Source organism: Streptomyces sp. NBC_00554 (assembly GCF_041431135.1).
Taxonomy (GTDB): Bacteria; Actinomycetota; Actinomycetes; order Streptomycetales; family Streptomycetaceae; genus Streptomyces.
Genome location: NZ_CP107799.1, coordinates 108,689 through 128,006, shown reverse-complemented (window position 1 = coordinate 128,006; position 19,318 = coordinate 108,689). Strand labels below are relative to the sequence as shown.

The following is a 19,318-nucleotide window of genomic DNA, read 5'->3' as shown; positions in this document are numbered from 1 at the left end:
TGAGACTCACCGGCAGAGAGATGCTGAGTTGGCTGGTTGTTGATCGGGGCTGTGTTCGGATCGCTTGGAGGCACGGCAAGCTGCGGCTCATGGGCGGGTGGAGGAACTCGAGTCCCGGATCGCGGGGTTGGCGGTGCGGCTCGACGCTGAGCGGGAGGCGTGATCGCGGTTGCCGGTGACGCCGGAGGCGCTGGCCGAGGCGGTCGCGTCGAGCTCCACCACCTCGCCCAGCACCGCTGCCCCGTCCGCCCCGGACATCTCCGGAAGCAAGCTGCTGGTGGTGACGGCGAATGTTGAGGGCGCGAGGAAGCTGACGTGGCTGGTGGAGCGGGTTCGGTTTGAGGAGGATCAGCTCGGACCACTGCGGCGAACTCCTTGTGGCCCGGACCCTGATCGCCACCGCGGCGGTGCGGAACATGGTCGGCGGGATCGAGCTTCCGCATCGACGGAGGTTCTGCGGGAAGAGGGCCTGACCGACGACCTCCAGCGGTGTGGATGGGCTCGCTGCCGTCTACGAGTACGTCTTCGCGCTGCTGGATCCGTCGCTCGTCGAGGTGATCAGCGGGGACCCCACGTGCCATGGGGATGGGCTCGCGCAGGTTGGCAAGGGATCGTTCCGAGTCGTTCGCGCATCTGGAGGGCCGCCTCGACGACGCCGAGCGCCGCTACGCCGAGGCCGTCGACACCATGCGGCGCCAGGCTTCGCTGCACGTCGGCAGCATGACACTCCAGTCCAGGGCCAGCGTGCTGGCCACCCGCGGCCGTCTCGCCGAACTCGCCCCGGATACGGATCAGTTGTCGCAGGCCCGCCACCCCATGTCGGTGGACATTCTCGGCGCCGCGCTGGCGGCGGCGGGTCGCCACGACGGGGCCCGAGCCCTCCTCGCGGATTCTGTCCCGCTCTCCCACCCGCTCCTGTTCCCGCTCTTTTCCACCTTCCGCGCCCAGGCCGTCATCGCCCTGGACGACCGCGAGACCGCGGACGCTCTGTACGCGTCCCTCCTGGCCTACCGAGACTCCCCGCCCGCCGGCATCGCCAACCTCGCCGTTGTCGTGCCGCCGGCCGCCCACACTCTCGGCGAACTCGCTGTCCTGCTGGGCCGCCACGAGCGGGCCGCCGAGCACTTCACCCGGGCGGTCGCCATCGCCGAGCATTGGCACGCCACCCGCTGGGCCGCTCAATCCCGTACCGCGCTGGCCGCCATACGCAGCGCGGTCATCACGTGACTCAGGTGCCATGGCTGTGATCTTCAATGGGTGTCGTCCGGTGCCCGTGCCGATCCGCCGGCGGGTGCCAGGTGAGCCGGGGTGGGCGCGCGCCCTGGCCCCAGTCCCCGGACGGCCCGGGGAGCGCTGGATGGGAGCGAGGCCTGGTCGTGCGGTGCTTCGAGGAGGCGTTTCGCCGGGCCTGAAGCGACGTGGCGGCGCTGTCGTCACCGAATGTGTCCGGCCCGGCCCATCACACCCGCGGCGTTCAGTGTGCGGGCCGCCTCGACGGACCTGGGAGGGCTTCGCGAACCTCTACGACTCGGGCAGGCGGACAAACCCGGCCTAGACTGAGGAAACCGTAGCGCTGCTAGTCGACAGGCGGATCATGACCGCAACCCGATCGAAGCCGCGCGTCGGATGGGGCCTGACGCGCCTTACGGTGGTCGCGAGCGCCCTGCTCGCGCTGCTGATCGGCCTCGCCTTCGGCGTCCTGCTGTGGGCGATCGAAGACATGCGTGAGTCGACGGACGCGAGGAAGAGCATCCGGACGGCGCTCGTCGAGGCTGCAGGCCTTGAGAAGCTCGTCCTCGACGTCGAGACGGGCCAGCGCGGATTCGTCATCACCCGGCAGGACCGCTTCCTTGAGCCGTGGGAAACCGCCAGGCGCGACTTTCCCGGGCAGGCAGAGAAGCTCGTGCGTGTCACCGACCCACCCGAGCTGCGGGAACTGGCACTGCAGATCACCCGTGACGGAGAGTCCTTCATCCGGGACTATTCGGTCCCACTCGTCGAGGCGGCAAAGCAGGGCGATCCTTCTACGCGGAGCCTGAAGACGACGGCCGCAGGTACGGACCGGGTCGACGGATTGCGGGCTGAGTTCGACCGTTTCGAGAGGGAAGCGCGCTCCATCCTGGCGGCGCGTGAGGAAATCGCCGAGGACAGGGTTCAGTGGTCGATCGCCGCGGCGACGGCCGGGCTCGCGGGATCGTTTCTCCTCGTCGCTGCTTACACGGGGTATCTGACACGGGCGATCGTCAGGCCGGTCCGTAGGGCAGCCGGCATTGCGGCCCGGCTCGCCGACGGTGAACTCTCGGCGCGTATGGCCGAAACGGGTGCGGGCGAGATCGGCGAGCTTGAGGCCGCGTTCAACACCATGGGGAACTCGCTTGAGGAGAGCCGCAAGCTGACAGACGTGGCGCACAGACGCCTGAAGCTGCTGTACGGCGCCAGCGTCGCGGTCGGCGCCACCCTTGATGTGGGGCGGATTGCGCAGGAGTTGGTGAAGGTCGTGGTGCCCGGGTTCGCCGACTTCGTCACCGTCGACCTGGCCGTGTCCGCCTTGCAGGGCGGCGAGCAACCGCCCGCCGAGGGTGTGAGAATGCGCCGGATCGCAGTAGGAGGCACCGCGAAGGCCCCTCCGCTCCAGCCGGTGGGCGCACTGATCAAGTTCTCTCCGTCCACGCCGCAGGCCCGCAGCTTCGGCAGCGGGCTCGCGACGATCGTGCCCGATCTGTGGGCTTCCGCGGCATGGCAGTCTCAGGATCCGGAACAGAGCAGGCGGATGCTGGACCACGGCATCCATTCCCTGATCGCGGCTCCGCTACAGGGCCGGGGCATGCGGATGGGCGTGGTCACCTTCTGGCGCTCCCGTCCGACCGGACGATTCGAGGAGGCGGAACTGTCCTACGCCGCGGAGCTGGCTGCCAAGGCGGCCGTCGCGATTGACAACGCCCGGCGCTACACCCGTGAGCGCGACACCGCGCTCACCCTGCAGCGCAGTCTGCTGCCACAGCGACTCCGCGCGCAGGCAGCAGTGGAGATCGCGTCCCGATATCTGCCGGCGGGCTCACAGGCAGGAGTGGGCGGCGACTGGTTCGACGTGATCCCGCTGTCCGGCGCCAGGGTCGCCCTCGTCGTCGGGGACGTCGTCGGTCATGGCATTCACGCCTCCGCCGACATGGGGCGGCTGCGCACTGCCGTACGCACCTTGGCCGACGTCGACCTGCCGCCCGACGAGCTCCTCACACACCTCGACGACCTGGTCATTCATCTCATCAGTGATGAGCAGCCAGGCATCGTTGAAGACGACGCGGCTGCGAGCGGTGACCTGGGGGCCACCTGCCTGTACGCCGTCTACGACCCCATCTCCTGCTGTTGCACTCTGGCCACCGCCGGTCACCCCATGCCCGTCCTCGTCACTCCCGACGGCGCCCCGGAACTTGTGACCGGCCCCATCGGCCCCCCGCTCGGTGTCGGCGGCCTGCCGTTCGAGACCACCGAGCTGCGCCTGGCCGCGGGCAGCGTCCTCGCCCTGTTCACCGACGGTCTGATCGAATCCCGCGACCACGACATCGATCATGGTCTCGCCGAGCTGACCCGCGCGTTGGGAGGGTCGGCGACATCGCTGGAAGACGCTTGCGACAACGTGATCGATACCTTGCTCGTCGGCCGGCCGGCCGACGACGTCGCCCTTCTCCTCGCGCGAACCGGAGCTCTGTCCCCGGATCAGGTCTCCACCTGGGACATCCTGCCCGACCCGGCCCAGGTCGCGCATGCTCGGACTCTCGCCACCGGCCAGCTCGACGCCTGGGGACTCGCCGACATGGAGTTCATCACCGAACTCGTGGTCAGCGAACTGGTCACCAACGCCATCCGCTACGGGGCTCCACCGATCCAGCTGCGGCTGATCCGCGACCGCACACTGATCTGTGAGGTCTCGGACGCCAGCAGCACGGCACCCCACCTACGCCGGGCCCGGGCCTTCGACGAGGGCGGCCGCGGCCTGCTGCTGGTCGCACAGCTCACCCAGGGCTGGGGCAGCAGACAGACCACCTCCGGCAAGACCATCTGGTGCGAACAGACCCTCAATACCCTTACTACCCGGCCTTGCGACAAAGCCCCTCCCTGAGCTTGTTGCCCAGCCGGGCATGTTCACGGGGAGATGAGGGGGTCAGCGGACGGAGGACGGGTGCTGGGCCAGCGGGGTCACGGTGACGTCCATGTACGGGAAGAGTGGTAGGCCCCACAGGAGTTCGTTGAGACGGTCGTTGTCGATGACGTCGAAGACACTGAGGTTGGCGTACCTGCCGGCGCAGCGCCACAAGTGCAGCCATTCGCCGGAGCGTTGGAGCTTCTGTGCGTAGTCCTTCTCGGCGGCGATGGTCGACGCCTGGAGTGCCGGGTCGAGATCGGGCGGCAGGTTCACGGTCATGTGGACGGCGAAGAGCATGTCGGTGTCCGATCAGGAAGCGGGATCGAGGACGAGGTCGTAGGTGACCTGATTGCCGCCGTCGCCCGTCGGCTGCGGGTCGATGACGAGTTCCGGCTTGACGGCGGAGGCCACGTCGTCCTCGACGTGTTCGCCGCCGCGGAAGTACAGCTGGGCGGTGAGCGTCTCGTGGCCGGGCGCGGAGACCTTCAGGTGCAGATGGGCCGGACGCCAGGCGTGCCAGCCGGCGGCGGCGATGAGCTTGCCGCACGATCCGTCGGTGGGGATCTGGTAGGGGGCGGGCTGGATGGTGCGCACCGCGAAGCGCCCCACGTCGTCGGTCTCGACGGCACCGCGCAGGTTCCACTGGGGGATGCCGGGCGCGAACTGCGCGTACAGGCCGTCGTCGTCGGCCTGCCACATCTCCAGCAGCGCGCCGGACAGGGGCTCGCCCGAGACTCCCGTGACCTGGCCCTGGAAGAGGAGCGGGGTGCCCGGCTCGTCCTCGCGCATCGGCAGGATGCTGACACTGGGGAGGGCGGGAGCGCACGGCACGTAGTACGGCCCCTCGATGGTTCCCTTGCTTCCCTTGCGGTCGGCACCTGCGACCTCCTCGACGACGTGCTCGATCCACACGTCCAGGAAGAGCGGCCACTCGCCGTCCTCGCCCACGGAGATCAGCCATGACTTGAGGGCGTTGTACTCCTCGTACGTCACCTGGTGCCGGCGGATGACGTCGTGCACGGCGGATATCAGCTCGGTGGCAAGGGTGTTGACGCGCTCGGTGTCGGCGGTGGCCTGGCCGGATGCGGTGGCCTTGTCGGTGCGGAAGCGGTCGGTGGCGGAAGCACCGGACGCGGCGGCTGTGGCTTTCAACGTGGTGTCGGACATGATGTGCGGCTCCTTTGCCGGTCGGGAAATGCGGTTCAGCGGTCCTGGCGGTAGCGGGTGAGCTTGTCCGGGTCGATCGCGATGCCCAGCCCTGGCAGATCCCGTACGGCGAGCGTGCCGCCGGTGATCGTGACCGGTTCGGTGAGCAGGTCGTCGCTCATGTCCAGGAAGTTGGAGAGTTCGCCGGCGCGGCGGGAGGCGGCGGCGTACGCGGCACCGAAGGCGACCGTGCACACCGTGCCCAACTGGCCGTCGATCTGGTTGCCCATCACCACCTCGGCGCCCATCCCCTCGCACTGGAACAGCACGCGCTGGGACTGGGTGAAGCCGGTGCGGGCGGTCTTGACGCTGATGGCGGTGGCCGCGCCGTCCAGCAGGGAGCGGGTCACCTCCGCGGGCGTGGTGGCGGACTCGTCCGCGACGAAGGGCACGGGACTCTGCCGTACGAGCCATCGGCGTCCCAGCACGTCGTCGGCGGGGCACAGTTCCTCGGCGAGTGTGATGCCGACGGGTTCGAGTGCGCGCAGGGCGGCGGCGGACTCCGAGGCGGTCCAGCCGCGGTTGCCGTCGACGTACAACTCGGCCTCGTCGCCCAGGGTTTCGCGGAGTGCCCGGCACACATCGAGGTCGAGCGTGATGGGCCGCCGCCCGACCTTCACCTTGAAGGTGGTGATGCCGTACGTGTCGCGGATCCGCTCGGCTTCGGCGGTCATCCGCGCCGGGGCGTCGAAGCCGAGCATGTGCGAGACGCGCATCCGGTCGGTGTAGCCGCCGAGGAGTTGGGTGACGGGTTGGCCAAGGGCCTGGCCGGCGATGTCCCAAAGGGTCATGTCTATAGCCGACTTGGCGGCCGGGTTGCCGACGGTTCGGTGCAGCCTGGCGTGTATCTGCTCGCGTGCGAACACGTCCATGCCGGTGAGCTGCGGGGTGAAGATCTTCTCGATGACGGCGATCACGGACTGTTGTGTCTCGCCGTAGGTGAAGGGGCGCGGTGGCGCGTCGGCGACTCCGACCAGCCCTTCGTCGGTGTGGACCCGGACGAGGACGTGCTCGGCGCTGTGCACCTCACCGCTCGCGAAGCGAAGGGGTTTCACATACGGGATCGAGTACGGGATCGTCTCGATCGCGGTGATTTTCATCGGGTGCCCCCGGCGGTCTCCTGGACGATCGCCTCCGCGTGCTGGGCGATGCCGAGCAGTCGGGCCACGCGGTCGGGGTGGCCGATGAGTTGGAGGCCGAGCGGCATGCCGTGCGGGTCGCGGTGGCCGGGGACGGTGACCACGGGCAGGCCGAGCAGTTGCCAAGGGCGGCTGAGCACGGGGGTACCGGTGGCGTCCAGCCCGTGCGGGGCGGGGCCGGGGGCGGCCGGAGCGAGGATCACGTCGACCCGGGTGAGCAGGTCGAGGATGCGGGCACGGGCGGTGCGCGCGGTGTCCTGTGCCGTGCGGTACTCGCCCTCGGGGGTCCGGCGGCCGCGTTCCAGCAGTTCGCGCAGGGGCGTACTCAGCGACTCCGGGTGCTCCGCCTCGGCGGCCAGGGAACGCGCGGCCTCGTACGCCATGACGGTGGCGTGGGTTTCGGCGAGTTCGGGTGTCCGGACCTGGCCGCCAAGGTCGTTCGTCTCGGCGCCGGCTGCAGTCAGGGCCCTGGCGGTTCGGTCCAGCGCGTCGAGCATCGCCGGGTCGATGTCGGCCAGTTCGGTGCCGGGCCAGACCAACACCCTGATCTCGTCCGAGAGTTCGGCCCTGGTGCCGTCGACTGCCTCGACCACTGCCGCCAGGTCGGTGACCCCGGCCGTGATCAACCCCGGCGCGTCCAGGCTCGGACTGAGCCCGGTGAACCCCCGCGTCGACCAGGCGCCGACCGGGGCGACGTACCCGGCGACACCGCAGAATGACACCGGCCTGGTCAGCGAACCCGCCGTCTGCGAGCCCAGAGCCAACGGCACCACACCCGCCGCGACCGCGGCCGCGGACCCACTGGAGGAACCGCCCGGAGTGTGGGCGAGGTTGTGCGGATTGCGGGTCGGACCCGGCTGGAAGTACGCGAACTCGGTGGTGACCGTCTTGCCCAGCGGTACGGCGCCCGCCCGGCGCAGCCGGTCCACCAGCCAGGCGTCGGACGTGGCGATCCGCCCTCGCCGGAGCGGGGAGCCGCACTCGGTGGGCAGCCCGGCGACGTCGATGATGTCCTTGACGCCGACCGGTACACCCCGCAGCGGCCCGTCCGTGCCGCGCCCGGCCGCCACGCGCGCACCCTTCGCGTCGACGAGGACCCAGGCACGGATGTCCGGCTCGCTCTCGCCCAGGCGCCGCAGAGCGCTGTCGACCGAGGCCAGCGGGTCGTGCGCGGCGGATGTCAATGAGGGCACGTCAACCTGCTTTCGAAGTAGGGGCGTTCCTCAACAGGCCACCGGCGGCGCCGAGTCCAGCCGGTGGAAGCTGCGGTTGAAGTAGACGAGGCTGTGGCCGCCCGGCCGGGTGCGGATCCGCTCGATCTCGACGAACAGCACGCTGTGGGTGCCCATGGCCTTGGAATCCTTGATGGTGCCGACCACGGTCACCACCGCGTCCTTGAGCACCGGCACGTCATGAGTCCGGTCCCAGACGTCCCAGGTGAAGCGCTCGGCCATGGACGCCTCGGTCGCGCCGGCGAAGTGCAGCGCCAGCTCCTGCTGGTCCCCGCCGAGGACGTTGACGCACACGCGGCCGTTGGCGCTGAAGACGTCGTGCATGGCGCTCTTGCGGTTGACGCAGACCAGGACGGTCGGCGGATCGTCGGTCACCGAGCAGACCGCGCTGACGGTGATGCCGCACCGGCCGTTCGGTCCGTCCGTCGTCAGGATGTTGACGGCCGCGGGAAGATGCGCCATCGCCTCCCGGAAGTCCGCCCGATTCGGGGCGCGTTGGGTGTCGTACGCGTTCATGGTCGTCTGTTCCTCTCTGCGCCGGACTCCGGCGCGGCGCGTCGCTCGGCGTGCCGGTTCACCACAGCTCGACCACCAACCGGGGTGACCTGGAGCGTGAGACGCATGCGGCGATCTGGTCGCCCGCCGCCTTTTCCTTGGCGGTCAGGCAGTGGTCGCGGTGGTCGGGCTCGCCGTCGAGGACCCGTAGGACGCAGGTGCCGCAGATGCCTTCGCGACAGGAGGTGTCGAGTGGGACTCCGTTGTCCTCCAGCACTTCGGCGATGCTCTTGTCTGCGGGCACCGTGTAGACCTCGCCAGTGTCGAGTTCGACCTCGAAGCTCTCGGCGGGGGCTGCGTCCGGCTGGTCCGCCGCCTGGAACAGCTCGGAGTGGATCTGGTCCTCTGGCACGCTTCGGGCCGCGAGCGCGGTGACCTGTTCCATGAACCCCTGGGGCCCGCAGGTGTACACGTGCGCACTCGCCGGGAGACCGGTGAGCGCGTCGGAGAGCGCCCGGATCGCCGTCTCCCGCCCGTGCCCGAAGTGGCGGACGACCCGATCGGCGAAGACGGATTCCTCCAGCCGGTCCGCGAGGGCCGCCTCGGCCCGGCTCCGCGCCACGTAGTGCAGCCTGAAGTCCGCACCGGTGGCGAGGAGTTCGTACGCCATCGCGAGCAGCGGCGTGATACCGATGCCGGCCGCGACCAGGTGGTGCTCGCTCGCGCCGGAGTCGAGGCCGAAGAGCTGTCGGGGTGCGCCGATGCGCAGCTCCGTGCCGGGTTCCGTCTTGTCGTGCAGGGCCTGGGAGCCACCCCGGGACGTCTCCTCGCGTTTGACCGCGATCGTGTAGGCGCCGGGGTCGTGCGGCGGTCCGCACAGTGAGTAGGGGCGGGTGATCCCGGTCGGTCCGGTCACATCGATGTGGGCACCGGCCGGGTAGCCCGGGAGCGGGCTGCCGTCGGAGCGGGCCAGCCGGAGGACCTTGACCGCGTCGGTGACGTCGACGGCCTCGGTGACGGTGACAGTGAACATCCGTCTGCCTTCACATTCGGGTGGAACCGGTCGGGGTGGATCCAGAAGGGCGAGGGGCTTCAGCGCATGTAGAGGCCGCCGTTGGCGTCCCAGCACGCCCCGGTCACCGAGTCCGCGTTGTCCGCCGCCAGCAGCACGGCCATGTCGGCGATGAACTCGGGGCGCCCGAGGCGGCGTACCGGAATCGAGGCCTCGATCTGCGCGAGCCTGTCCGGGTCGACGCTCTCGCGGACGGACGGCAGTTCCTGCGGGCCGGGGGAGATGGCGTTGACCGTCACGCCCTGCGGCCCGAGTTCGCGGGCGAACACCTTGGTCAGCGTGATGACGCCGCCCTTGGCCGAGGCATAGTGCGCGCCGGTCGCCGTGCCGCCGTTCTGCCCGGCGAGCGAGGCGATGTTGACGATGCGTCCGTAACCGCGGTCGGCGAAGTACGCGCCGAGCACCTGGCAGCCGAGGAACGTGCCGTCGAGGTTGGCCGAGACGACCGAGCCGAAGCTCTCGGGGGTGATGTCCATCAGCGCCTCGACCTTGGAGAGGCCCGCGTTGTTCACCAGGACGTGAACGGCGCCCCAACGTGCCACCAGGTCGTCCAGTACCCGTACGAACGCGGCCTTGTCGCGGGCGTCCAGGCCGAGCCCGACCGCGGAACTCCCGGTCGGATCCAGGGTGGCGGCGGCCTTCACCGCGGCTTCCCCGTCCAGGTCGGTGACGGCGACGCGGTAGCCGCGGTCGTAGAACCGGGAGGCGATACAGGCGCCCAGGCCACGGGCCGCTCCGGTGACCAGCACGACGCGCGGCTGGTCGTCCTCCCACCCTGCCGGGCTCACAGGAGGAACCCCGACGCCGTCACGGCGTCCTCGGAGTTGATCAGACGGACGATCTTGCGCACGATGCGGGGACCGTCGCCGGCGAAGGCGATGCGGTGCGTGAGATCGGCCGCCAGGACGAAGGTTTCGCCGCGCTTGTAGCCGACGACCACCTGCGCCGAACAGATCTCGATGGAGTCCTCGGACTCGTCACGTGCGGCGACCGTGAAGCGGGAGACGGAACGGACCGTACGGGCCGCGGCCGTCGCCGAGATGGAGAGACCACCGGTCAGCCGCTCGATGCGCATCCGGCGCATCCGGTCGTTGTCGTACATCAGGTTCAGCGAGCCGGCGAAGTCCGTCGTCTCCGGGTCGATGGGGACGACGTACTCGCCGCCCTCGGCCCACAGCGTGTCCCACTCCTCGTACCGCTTGGCGTCCAGGAGGCGGGCCTCGCGCCAGATCAGGGAGAGCGCGGCGAGGGCGCGCGGATCGTCGAGCGGCAGTTCGGCATCCACAACTGCCGTACTGAGAACGCCACCAACTGTCGTGCTGAGAACGTCACTTGACATCGGTCATCATCCTCTTCCACATCGCGTAGGCCTCGCGCATGCCGGTCTCGTCCGTCGCGTGGGAGGTCGGCTGGCCCAGGTCGTTGGGCTTCTCCCGGCCGAGGCCCCGGTTGACGAGGATCGGCATGTCGGCGCCGCCGGTCACGCCGCGCTGGACGCGGTTCCAGGCTTCGGCGTCGTCGGGGCTGCCGAAGCCGAAGGGGCCCTGGAAGTGCTCGTGGATGCGCAGCCGTTCGCGGTTGACGATCTCGGGGCCGCCGTCCAGGCCGAGGGCCACGTGCCGGATCTCCGTCTCCGCGACCGAGATGGGCCGCAAAACCCGGAAGAAGGACATCGACATGGCCACGTTCGGGAACAGGTTGAGGTTGAAGCCCGCGCCGTGCAGCGAGCGCACGATCCGCCGTACGCGCTCCGGAGGCAGGTCCTTCGACAACTCCTCGATGACATGGCTGAAGCGGTCCTGGAGCTTTTCGCTGCCGTCGTCCACGTCCAGGTCGACGTGCTCGGCTACGGAGACGGACACGCTGTGGCCGTTGCCGAGGGCGTGGGTGACCGCGCTCTCATCGGTCATGATCGACAGCATGCTCGCGGTCTCGGCGTCCACGGACGACATCCAGGAGCGGTGCACGATCGGGAAGTGGTACCAGTCGGTCGTGTTCTCCAACTGGATCTTCCAGTTGCCCTGGAAACGGAACTTGTGCTCGCCCTGCACCTTGATCGGGAAGCCGGCGCCCTGCTTCATGAAGCGGTCGATCCACAGCCGGGCCCCGCCGAGGAAGTCCTCCAGCGGTTCGATCTCGTCGTTGAAGCTCGCGAAGATCATGCCCGCGTACGTCCCGACCTTGAGGCGTTGCAGCGGCAGGTCCTTCTTCTCCGTGACGTTTTCGTAGCCCTCGGGATAGGGGATGCCGCGCAGCGTGCCGTCCAGGGCGTACGACCACGCGTGGTACGGACAGGTGAAGCCGTTGCCGTTGCCCTTGGGGACGTCGCAGACGCTGGCACCGCGATGGCGGCAGCGGTTGAGGAGGACGTTGATGCCGCCGCGGCGGTCGCGGCTGACGATGACGGGACGGCGGCCGACCCAGGCCGTCTTGAAGTCGCCCGCCTTGGCGATCTCGCTCTCGTGGGCCACCCACACCCAGGTGCGGTGGAAGATCCGGTCCATCTCCAGCTCGAACAGCTCCGGGCCGGTGTAGAGGGTGCCGGCGACGCGGTCGTCCTCGACGAGCGCGGCGATGTCGGGAACCTCCGGGGACACGGTCATCGGGTGGCCTCCGGCTCCGGCAGCGGACGGCCGACGCGCGCCTCGATCTTCATGTAGCGCCACAGCCCGTGCTCGCCGACCTGGACGGTGCGGAAGAGGTTGCAGGCCGCGGCCACCGTCGGCTGGTCGGCCACGTCGGCGAGGACGTACGACGTCCAGGGCCAGGAGTCGGAGGGGCCGACCATGTGCTGGTCGTCGTCCATGGTGCCGAGGACGCTCACACCGGGCAGCTCCCAGAGCTGGGAGAGCATGGTCGTGAAGCCGTCCCAGACCGCCTTGCCCTGACCGGTGGGCAGATCGAAGAAGTTCTGGTTGACGCCGATGCAGAAGAGCACGCGCAGGGGTTTGTCGCCGGACTGGGGCATGGTGGAGTTCCCGCCTTTCAGGGGTGGGCCGGACAAGGGCTGCTCGGAGGTGGCCGGACAGGGGCTGCTCGGAGGGGGCCGGGAAGGGCTAGAGGTAGCCGGGGAAGGGCTGGACGCCCATGAGGACCGCGCCGGCGCCGTCGTACATGCCCTCCTGGAGGAAGGCGTGCTGCGGGACGACGGACGCGTCGCGCAGGAAGCGCTGCATCGGGTGGCCGTCGGCGATGGCTGGGATGCCACTGAGCTGGTAAGCGGCGCGTACGACCTCGAACGAGGTCTTCGCGAGATGGGCTGAGGCGAGCCGCAGCAGACTGGCCTGCTCGGAGGTCGCGGGATCTCCCGCCTCCACTGTCGCCCACACCTCGCCGGTGGTCTCGTAGAAGAAGGCGCGCGCGGACCGGAGTTGGGCCTCCGCCTGGCCCACCGCGATGCGGTAGGTGGCGCGTTCGGCGGGCTTCGGGGCGCCGGTGAATCCGGCGCGTCCACCGCTGGCGATCGCCTGGTCGAGTGCGGCGCGGGCGACTCCGAGACCGACCACGGCAAGGACCTGGGCGGCATAGGGGACGGTCGGGTAGCGGTACAGCGGTTCGTCGACGGTGGGTTCGCCGCCGCGTACGAACGTCCACTCCTCGGGGACGAGCGCTCCGTCGGCCACCAGGTCGTGGCTTCCGGTGCCGCGGAGGCCGATGACGTCCCAGTTCTCGACGATCTCCAGCTGCTCGGGACGCATCACGGCGGTCAGCGGACGACCGGCGTTCTGCTGCCCCGCCGTGTCGCCGCTCGCCTTGATGCCGACACCGAGGACGTCCGCGCCCTTGCAGCCGCTGGCGAACTTCCACCGGCCCGAGACCCTGTACGTGCCGTCGACGAGTTCGGCCGGTTGTACGGGGAACAGGCCCCCGGCGAAGGCCACATCGGGTCCGTCGGCGTACAACTCGGCCTGGGTCTGAAGGGGCAGTGCGGCCAGGTAGACGAGGGACGAGCCGAAGCTGGCCACCCAGCCGGCCGATCCGTCGACCTGCGATATCCGCTCGATGAGCCGCAGGAACTCGGCCGGCGGCAGTGCGTCGCCGCCGAAGCGCTTCGGTGCACCCGCCCGGTAGAGACCGGCTCGCTTGAACTCCGCGACCATGTCCCGCGGAACGTGCCGCTTCTCCTCGAACTCTGCGCGGCGCTCGGCCACTTGGGACAGCACGCGGTCGAAGGCGGCCGCTCGGGCGTCGGAATCGACCGGTGCCGGGGATTCCAGCGACTGCGTCATGGGACGAACTCCTCGCGTTGCCGGGCGGTTCTCGATCCCGCCGTGTCTTCACGCTAGGCGCGGCGGGAACGGGCCGACAATTGGGAGTTGGCTGGAGTGTGTAGGGGATTCCTTTACACGGTCCGGCGCGTTAGGAGCCTTATGTGGGTCCGGCGCGCCCGGAGCAGTTACGTGGGTTCGTTCGCCAGGAGTCGTGCGATGCCCGGCGGGCTGAAGATGTCCTGGGTGGCGAGCGCGATCCCTCCGTGGATCCCGGCTGCGGCGCCGAGCTGGGTGGTGGTGATGGTGAGTTTGCGGGTGGCCAGGGGCAGGGCGCGCTGGTAGACGACCGCGCGGACTCCGGAGAGCAGATCGTCGCGGAGTTCGCTCAGTGGGCCGCCGAGCACCAGGGTGCGGGGGTTGAACATGTGCACCAGCATCGCCACCACCTCGCCGATCTCGGTGGCGGCCTGGCGCAGCGCGTGCAGGGCGGGCGGATCGCTGTTGGCCACCCTTTGCGCCAGTTCGTGGGCGCCGTGGAGCGGGTCCTCGCCGGTCGTCTCGGGGATGCCGAGGCTGCGCAGGATCGCCCGGTGGGAGGCGAGCGCTCCCACGCAGCCGATGTTGCCGCAGGCGCACAGCACGTCGCCGCCGCCGACCGCCCGGATGTGGCCGATGTCGCCGGCGGCCCCGTCGGCTCCGCGGTACACGTCACCGTTCGCGGTGACGATCCCGGCACCGATACCGCTGGCGATCTTGATGCAGAGCAGCGGAGTGTCCGCCGCGGCCTGGCCGGCCTCGCCGAGTGCCATGAGGTTGACGTCGTTGTCCACCACGACCGGGCAGCGGAAGGCGGTGCGCAGGTGCTCGGCGACGGGGTAGCCGTCCCATCCGGGCATTCCGGTCGGACGTACCGCGCAGCCGTGCTGGAAGTCGACGGGACCGGGCAGGCCGACCACCGTCTCGCGAACCCGGTCCGGGGCGCGGTCGTGCTTCGCCAGCAGGCTCGACAGTCGCTCCGTCACCGCGTCCAGCACCGCCCGGGGGCCGGCGTCGATCCGGATGTCCACGGTCTCGTGCGCGATCACCCGCCGGGTGAGGTCGGCGATGGCGACCTGGCTCGACAAGGTGTCGATGTCCGCGACGGCGATGGTCCCGGCCTGCGGGCTGATCGTCAGGACCCGCGGCGGGCGTCCCCGGACCGACTCCCTGCTCTCGAGCTCCTGGAGTATGCCGCGCGCGACGAGGTGGTCGACCTGTTGACCCACGGTCGAGCGGGCGAGGCCGCTGCGCCGGGAGATCTCCGCGCGGCTGGTCGCCTCACCTGAGACCACGAGACCCAGCACCCTGCGCAGGGCGACCGGCACCGGGGAGGACGGGGCCGTCCCGGCGGTGTGCCCATCGCTATATCCGTCGCCTTTATGCATTCCAGTGACCTTAATAAGGTCACCTTCCGCTCGTCAACGGGGTCTTCAAGCCAGGGATGTCGGGATCATGTCGAGATCGTTTCGCTGTGGGCCCGGAGTTTGGCCGATTTTAGGCCTTGTAGAAAATTAAATGGGGCCTCTTGTGCTCCTTCGGCGAACTAAACGATGGTGATGCGCAACGCGGCGTTCAGGCCGCGGTCGGTCGGAAGACGGCGGAGGTGCACCGGTGAGTGGTTCCCTGCGAGCGGTTGTGATCGGGACCGGAATGATCGGCGCGGTACACGCCGCGGCGATCCGCTCGGCCGGCGGAATCCTCGCCGGAGCGGTGGCATCGACACCCGAGCGCAGCGCACAGGTCGCCAAGGAGTGGGACGTACCCGCCCGGTATCCGGACTTCGACGCGGTCCTCGCCGACGAGAGCGTCACGGTGGTGCACCTCTGCACACCCAATGCCCTGCACGTCCCGCAGGCCGAGGCGGCCCTGCGCGCCGGCAAGCACGTGATCTGCGAGAAGCCACTGGCCACGTCCGCCGCCGATGCCGAGCGGCTGACCCAACTCGCCGAACGCGCCGGGCTGTTGCTGGCCGTTCCCTTCGTCTACCGCTATCACCCCCTCGTCCGGGAGATCCGCGACCGCCGCCTGCGTGGTGAGTTCGGGGCGTGGCAACTCATCCACGGCAGCTATCTGCAGGACTGGCTGCTGGCCGAGGACGCGACGTCCTGGCGGGTGGACCCGGCCGAGGGCGGGCCCTCGCGAGCCTTCGCCGACATCGGATCCCACTGGTGCGATCTGGTGGAGTGGGTCGCCGGAGTCCGCTTCACCGAGCTGACGGCTCGCATCGGTACCACGTTCGCGAACCGGCCGACCGAGGACGTGGCCGCCGTGCTGCTGCGCACCGAAGACGGTGTCCTCGGCACGCTGACGGTCTCTCAGGTCTCGGCGGGCCGCAAGAACCGGCTGTGGTTCGAGCTCGACGGTGCCGACGGCAGTGCGGTCTTCGACCAGGAGAACCCCGAAACCGCCTGGCTGGGCGCCCAGGACGGCGCACGAATTCTCGTACGCGATCCGCAGCACGGCTCCTCCGAGCAGCGGCGGCTCTCCCGGCTGCCCGCCGGACATGCCCAGGGCTACGCCGACTGCTTCAACTCCTTTGTCACCGACGCCTATACGGCGATCGAGGGCGGTGCGCCCGAAGGGCTGCCCACCGGCGCGGACGGGCTGCGTTCGGCGCGGCTCGTCGAGGCCGTGCTGCGGTCGGCCGACTCCTTCGCATGGACCGGCGTGTCCGGCCCGCGTGACCAGGAGACCCTCATCAGCCAGGAGACCCTCACATGAAACTCGGAATGCTCACCGCCTGTCTGCCGCAGCTCTCCCTGGCGCGCATCGCCGCCTGGGCGAGCGAGGCGGGATACGAGGCGCTTGAGGTCGCCGCCTGGCCCGTCACAGGCGGCCGCGACTTCGAAGCCGCACACCTGCCGGTGGCCGACTTCGGCACCCAACAGGCGGACGAGACAAGGGGGTTGTTCGAGCGCCACCGGCTCCAGCTCTCGGCGCTCGCGTACTACGAGAACAACCTCCACCCCGACGCCGGGCGCCGGGAACAGATCCACGCCCACCTCAAGAAGGTCATCGACGCCGCGGCCTGCCTCGACGTTCCGTACGTCGGCACCTTCGTCGGCAGGGACTGGACCCAGCCCGTGGCGCACAGCCTCCGCGAGGCCGAGAAGATCTTCCCCGAACTCGTCGAGTACGCGGGCGAACGCGGCGTACGCCTCATCATCGAGAACTGTGTGATGGAGGGCTGGCACCCGGACGGCTACCCGGGCAACCTCGCCTACTCGCCGGAGCTGTGGGAGTGGATGTTCTCTCTCGGTCTCTACCTCAACTGGGATCCGTCGCACCTCACTTGGATCGGTGTCGACCCGGTGAAGACCATCGCGCCGTACGCCGACCGGATCGTCCACGCCCAGGCCAAGGACGCCGAGATCCTGCCCGGCGCGATCGACCGCTACGGCGTCTTCGGCAAGGCGGTCGGGCGTAACGACCCTTGGGACAACGGCTGGTGGCGTTACCGCGTCCCGGGCCGCGGCCAGGTCGACTGGAACGCCGTCGTGGACGCCCTGTACGCGAACGGCTTCACCGGGACGCTCTCGGTCGAGCACGAGGACCCCGTGTGGAGTGGCACCGAGGAGAAGGTCAAGACGGGTCTTGAGATCGCCCACCGCACGCTGCGCCCACTGATCGCGGCCTGACGGGCGGTGCCCCGCCACTCGACCGACACACCCCCCAACTGACAAGAAAGCGCAGGAGATTCATGGCTCAGGAGAACACGCGGCACCGCATCGGGATTCTGGGCGCGGGCAACATATTCGGCCGTTACGTCGAAGGCCTGCGTAATTTCCCGGAGCTGGAAGTGGTCCGCGTCGCCGACATCGACCCGGCCCGCGCCAAGCAGGCCGCCGCCGAATTCGGCATCCCGGAATGGGGGGACGACACCGAACTTCTCGCCGACGACAGCGTCGAGATCATCATCAACATCACGCCGCCGCAGTTCCACGCGCAGACCACCATCGCCGCGCTGGAGGCCGGAAAGCACGTCTACGCGGAGAAGCCGCTCGCCGTCACCATCGAGGAGGGCAGGAGCATCCTCGAAGCCGCGGCGCGCAGCGGATGCCTGCTGGGCTCGGCTCCCGACACTTTCCTGGGCAGCGCCGTGCAGACCGCACGGCACGCCATCGACGCCGGACTGATCGGCGAGGTCGTCGGCACCACCGCCTTCGTACGCTCCAGCCGCGCCGAGACCTGGCACCCCGACCCCCGCTCCTTCTTCCAGCCGGGCGCCGGCCCCGTGTTCGACATGGGCCCCTACTACCTGGCAGCCCTGATCAACTGCCTCGGCCCGGTGAGCTCGCTTTCGGCGGCCACCCGCATCGGCGCGAAGACCCGGAAGGTCACCAGTCCCGACCGCGTGGTCGACGAGATCACCGTCGAGGTGCCCACCCACGCGTCCGCGGTGCTGACCTTCACCTCCGGAGCCATCGGCACCGTCCTCATGAGCTTCGACGTCTGGGACACCGAACTGCCCCGGATCGAGATCTACGGCACCGAGGGCACCCTCTCCCTGCCGAACCCCAACTTCTTCGACGGCGACGTACGGATCAAGCGCCACCAGGACACCGACTGGGAGGTGCTCACCCCGGTGACCGAACTGTTCGGCGCCGTGGGCACACCCGAGCAGCACCGCCGGGGCCTGGGAGTACGGGACCTCGCCGGCGCACTCGCCGGCGAGCCGCACCGCGCGAACGCCGACTTCGCCTTCCACACCCTGGAAGTCCTCGCGAGCTTCGAGATCTCGCAGCAGGAGAAGCGGGTCGTCGCGCTGGAAAGCAGCTGCGAGCGCCCCGAGCCCCGCTACGCCCACTGATCCCGAGCCACGCACCGCACGCTGAAAGGACCCGAGAACATGAAGATCAGGCAGGACCGTCTCGCCATCAACCCCCTGCAGTGGGTCGCGAGCCCCGACGGCTGGATCGACCCCACCCTCGCGCCGTCGCTGGAGGACCGGCTCGAAGTCATCCGTGACGCCGGCATCACCGCCGTGCACAGCGACGTCCCCGGCGACATGACGGCCGCCGCGTACGCCGCGCTGCTGGCCGACCACGGACTCAGCGCAGCGCCCGGTTACGTTCCCGTACGGCTCACCGACGACGAGGGCGAGCGGCAGAAGTACCGGGACACCGCCGCGCGGATCGCCGAAGAGCACGCGGAACTCGGCGTGCCCACGTTGTTCCTCGCCATGGGGATGGCCAAGGACGCGGAGCGCGTGGCCCGCCCGGCGGTCGGCCAGGACGCCGACCAGGGCAGGCTGGAACGCGTACGGGACCTGCTGGCGGAGACGGCCGGCATCATCCGCGCCCAGGGGATCACCCCCGCCTTCCACCCGCACGTGGGCACCTGGGCCGAGACCGAGGAGGAGACCCGCTTCGTCCTCGACACCGTCGACGCCTCGGTCCTCGGGTTCGGTCCCGACATGGGCCACCTGGCCTGGGCGGGTGCCGACGCCGCGCAGCTCGTCCGCGACTACGCCGACCGCGTGGCGAGCGTCCACATCAAGGACCTCGACCTCGACCTTGCCGCACAGGCGAGGGAGGCGGGCTGGGACTACCGCAGGACGGTGAAGGCGGGCCTGTGGTCGGAACCCGGCCACGGAAACGCCGACATCGAAGGCTTCGTCGACGCGCTCCCGGACGGCTTCGACGGCTGGCTGATCATCGAGGTGGACCGCGGGGCCCAGCCGACGCCGGAGGAGAGCGTCCGTAAGTGCGGGGAGTGGGCCGCCAAGTACGTGCAGTGATCCACAGGCTCGGAACGTCGAATGACTGGTTGTTCACACCCGG

The 19,318-nt window shown here is 69.6% G+C and carries 19 protein-coding genes; 6 read left to right on the top strand and 13 right to left on the bottom strand.

The annotated features are described in order from the left end of the window. Nucleotides 1-87: 87 nt before the first annotated feature. Nucleotides 88-258: a hypothetical protein gene (locus OG266_RS00600; protein WP_371541365.1), complete on the bottom strand. Its 171-nt coding sequence runs from the start codon at nucleotides 256-258 to the stop codon at nucleotides 88-90. Between the two features lie 342 nt (nucleotides 259-600). Between OG266_RS00600 and OG266_RS00595 the strand changes: the two genes are divergently transcribed. Both OG266_RS00595 and OG266_RS00590 read left to right on the top strand, forming a co-directional pair. Next, nucleotides 601-1,227, top strand: a complete 627-nt coding sequence (locus tag OG266_RS00595; protein WP_371541362.1) for a hypothetical protein — start codon at nucleotides 601-603, stop codon at nucleotides 1,225-1,227. A gap of 367 nt (nucleotides 1,228-1,594) precedes the next feature. After that, nucleotides 1,595-4,117: a SpoIIE family protein phosphatase gene (locus OG266_RS00590; RefSeq protein WP_371541359.1), complete on the top strand. Its 2,523-nt coding sequence runs from the start codon at nucleotides 1,595-1,597 to the stop codon at nucleotides 4,115-4,117. A gap of 42 nt (nucleotides 4,118-4,159) precedes the next feature. Here OG266_RS00590 and OG266_RS00585 read toward each other — a convergent pair whose 3' ends face one another. The 12 genes from OG266_RS00585 to OG266_RS00530 form a co-directional block, all read right to left on the bottom strand. Beyond that, entirely contained in the window at nucleotides 4,160-4,438 is a 279-nt protein-coding gene (locus OG266_RS00585; protein ID WP_332880770.1) for a muconolactone Delta-isomerase family protein, read from the bottom strand. A 12-nt stretch (nucleotides 4,439-4,450) separates the two neighbouring features. Beyond that, entirely contained in the window at nucleotides 4,451-5,308 is an 858-nt protein-coding gene (gene catA, locus OG266_RS00580; protein WP_371541357.1) for a catechol 1,2-dioxygenase, read from the bottom strand. Between the two features lie 35 nt (nucleotides 5,309-5,343). Further along, nucleotides 5,344-6,447, bottom strand: coding sequence for a mandelate racemase/muconate lactonizing enzyme family protein (locus OG266_RS00575; RefSeq protein ID WP_371541355.1), 1,104 nt, complete (start codon nucleotides 6,445-6,447; stop codon nucleotides 5,344-5,346). Next, complete coding sequence (locus OG266_RS00570; RefSeq protein ID WP_371541352.1) at nucleotides 6,444-7,679, bottom strand: amidase; 1,236 nt, start codon at nucleotides 7,677-7,679, stop codon at nucleotides 6,444-6,446. The genes OG266_RS00575 and OG266_RS00570 overlap by 4 nt, the downstream gene beginning before the upstream one ends. Before the next feature lie 30 nt (nucleotides 7,680-7,709). Next, nucleotides 7,710-8,234 carry a 4-hydroxyphenylacetate 3-monooxygenase, reductase component gene (gene hpaC / locus OG266_RS00565; RefSeq protein WP_371541349.1) on the bottom strand — a complete coding sequence of 175 codons (525 nt, stop codon included), beginning with the start codon at nucleotides 8,232-8,234 and terminating at the stop codon, nucleotides 7,710-7,712. A 58-nt stretch (nucleotides 8,235-8,292) separates the two neighbouring features. Continuing rightward, nucleotides 8,293-9,246 (bottom strand): PDR/VanB family oxidoreductase, encoded by a 954-nt coding sequence (locus OG266_RS00560; RefSeq protein WP_332880775.1) that lies wholly within the window; start codon nucleotides 9,244-9,246, stop codon nucleotides 8,293-8,295. 59 nt (nucleotides 9,247-9,305) lie between these two features. Beyond that, the gene (locus OG266_RS00555) at nucleotides 9,306-10,073 is read right to left on the bottom strand and encodes an SDR family NAD(P)-dependent oxidoreductase (protein ID WP_371541346.1); all 768 of its coding nucleotides are present in this window, start codon (nucleotides 10,071-10,073) and stop codon (nucleotides 9,306-9,308) included. Continuing rightward, on the bottom strand, nucleotides 10,070-10,624 hold the full coding sequence (locus tag OG266_RS00550; protein WP_371541343.1) for an aromatic-ring-hydroxylating dioxygenase subunit beta: 555 nt from the start codon (nucleotides 10,622-10,624) through the stop codon (nucleotides 10,070-10,072). The genes OG266_RS00555 and OG266_RS00550 overlap by 4 nt, the downstream gene beginning before the upstream one ends. After that, nucleotides 10,614-11,888, bottom strand: coding sequence for a Rieske 2Fe-2S domain-containing protein (locus OG266_RS00545; protein WP_371541340.1), 1,275 nt, complete (start codon nucleotides 11,886-11,888; stop codon nucleotides 10,614-10,616). Before OG266_RS00545 ends, OG266_RS00550 begins: the two co-directional genes overlap by 11 nt. After that, on the bottom strand, nucleotides 11,885-12,253 hold the full coding sequence (locus tag OG266_RS00540; RefSeq protein WP_332880779.1) for a hypothetical protein: 369 nt from the start codon (nucleotides 12,251-12,253) through the stop codon (nucleotides 11,885-11,887). Before OG266_RS00540 ends, OG266_RS00545 begins: the two co-directional genes overlap by 4 nt. Nucleotides 12,254-12,341: 88 nt before the next feature. Beyond that, nucleotides 12,342-13,514 carry an acyl-CoA dehydrogenase family protein gene (locus tag OG266_RS00535; RefSeq protein WP_371541337.1) on the bottom strand — a complete coding sequence of 391 codons (1,173 nt, stop codon included), beginning with the start codon at nucleotides 13,512-13,514 and terminating at the stop codon, nucleotides 12,342-12,344. A 167-nt stretch (nucleotides 13,515-13,681) separates the two neighbouring features. Then, nucleotides 13,682-14,920 carry an ROK family transcriptional regulator gene (locus OG266_RS00530; protein ID WP_332880781.1) on the bottom strand — a complete coding sequence of 413 codons (1,239 nt, stop codon included), beginning with the start codon at nucleotides 14,918-14,920 and terminating at the stop codon, nucleotides 13,682-13,684. A 226-nt stretch (nucleotides 14,921-15,146) separates the two neighbouring features. Here OG266_RS00530 and OG266_RS00525 point away from each other — a divergent pair, with 226 nt between their 5' ends. The 4 genes from OG266_RS00525 to OG266_RS00510 all read left to right on the top strand — a co-directional run bounded on the left by OG266_RS00525 (nucleotide 15,147) and on the right by OG266_RS00510 (nucleotide 19,275). Next, nucleotides 15,147-16,256 (top strand): Gfo/Idh/MocA family protein, encoded by a 1,110-nt coding sequence (locus tag OG266_RS00525; RefSeq protein WP_371541334.1) that lies wholly within the window; start codon nucleotides 15,147-15,149, stop codon nucleotides 16,254-16,256. Further along, nucleotides 16,253-17,173, top strand: a complete 921-nt coding sequence (locus tag OG266_RS00520; protein ID WP_371541332.1) for a sugar phosphate isomerase/epimerase family protein — start codon at nucleotides 16,253-16,255, stop codon at nucleotides 17,171-17,173. Before OG266_RS00525 ends, OG266_RS00520 begins: the two co-directional genes overlap by 4 nt. A 62-nt stretch (nucleotides 17,174-17,235) precedes the next feature. Continuing rightward, on the top strand, nucleotides 17,236-18,345 hold the full coding sequence (locus tag OG266_RS00515; RefSeq protein WP_371541329.1) for a Gfo/Idh/MocA family protein: 1,110 nt from the start codon (nucleotides 17,236-17,238) through the stop codon (nucleotides 18,343-18,345). Nucleotides 18,346-18,384: 39 nt separating this feature from the next. Then, nucleotides 18,385-19,275, top strand: a complete 891-nt coding sequence (locus tag OG266_RS00510; RefSeq protein ID WP_371541326.1) for a sugar phosphate isomerase/epimerase family protein — start codon at nucleotides 18,385-18,387, stop codon at nucleotides 19,273-19,275. Nucleotides 19,276-19,318: the final 43 nt, after the last annotated feature.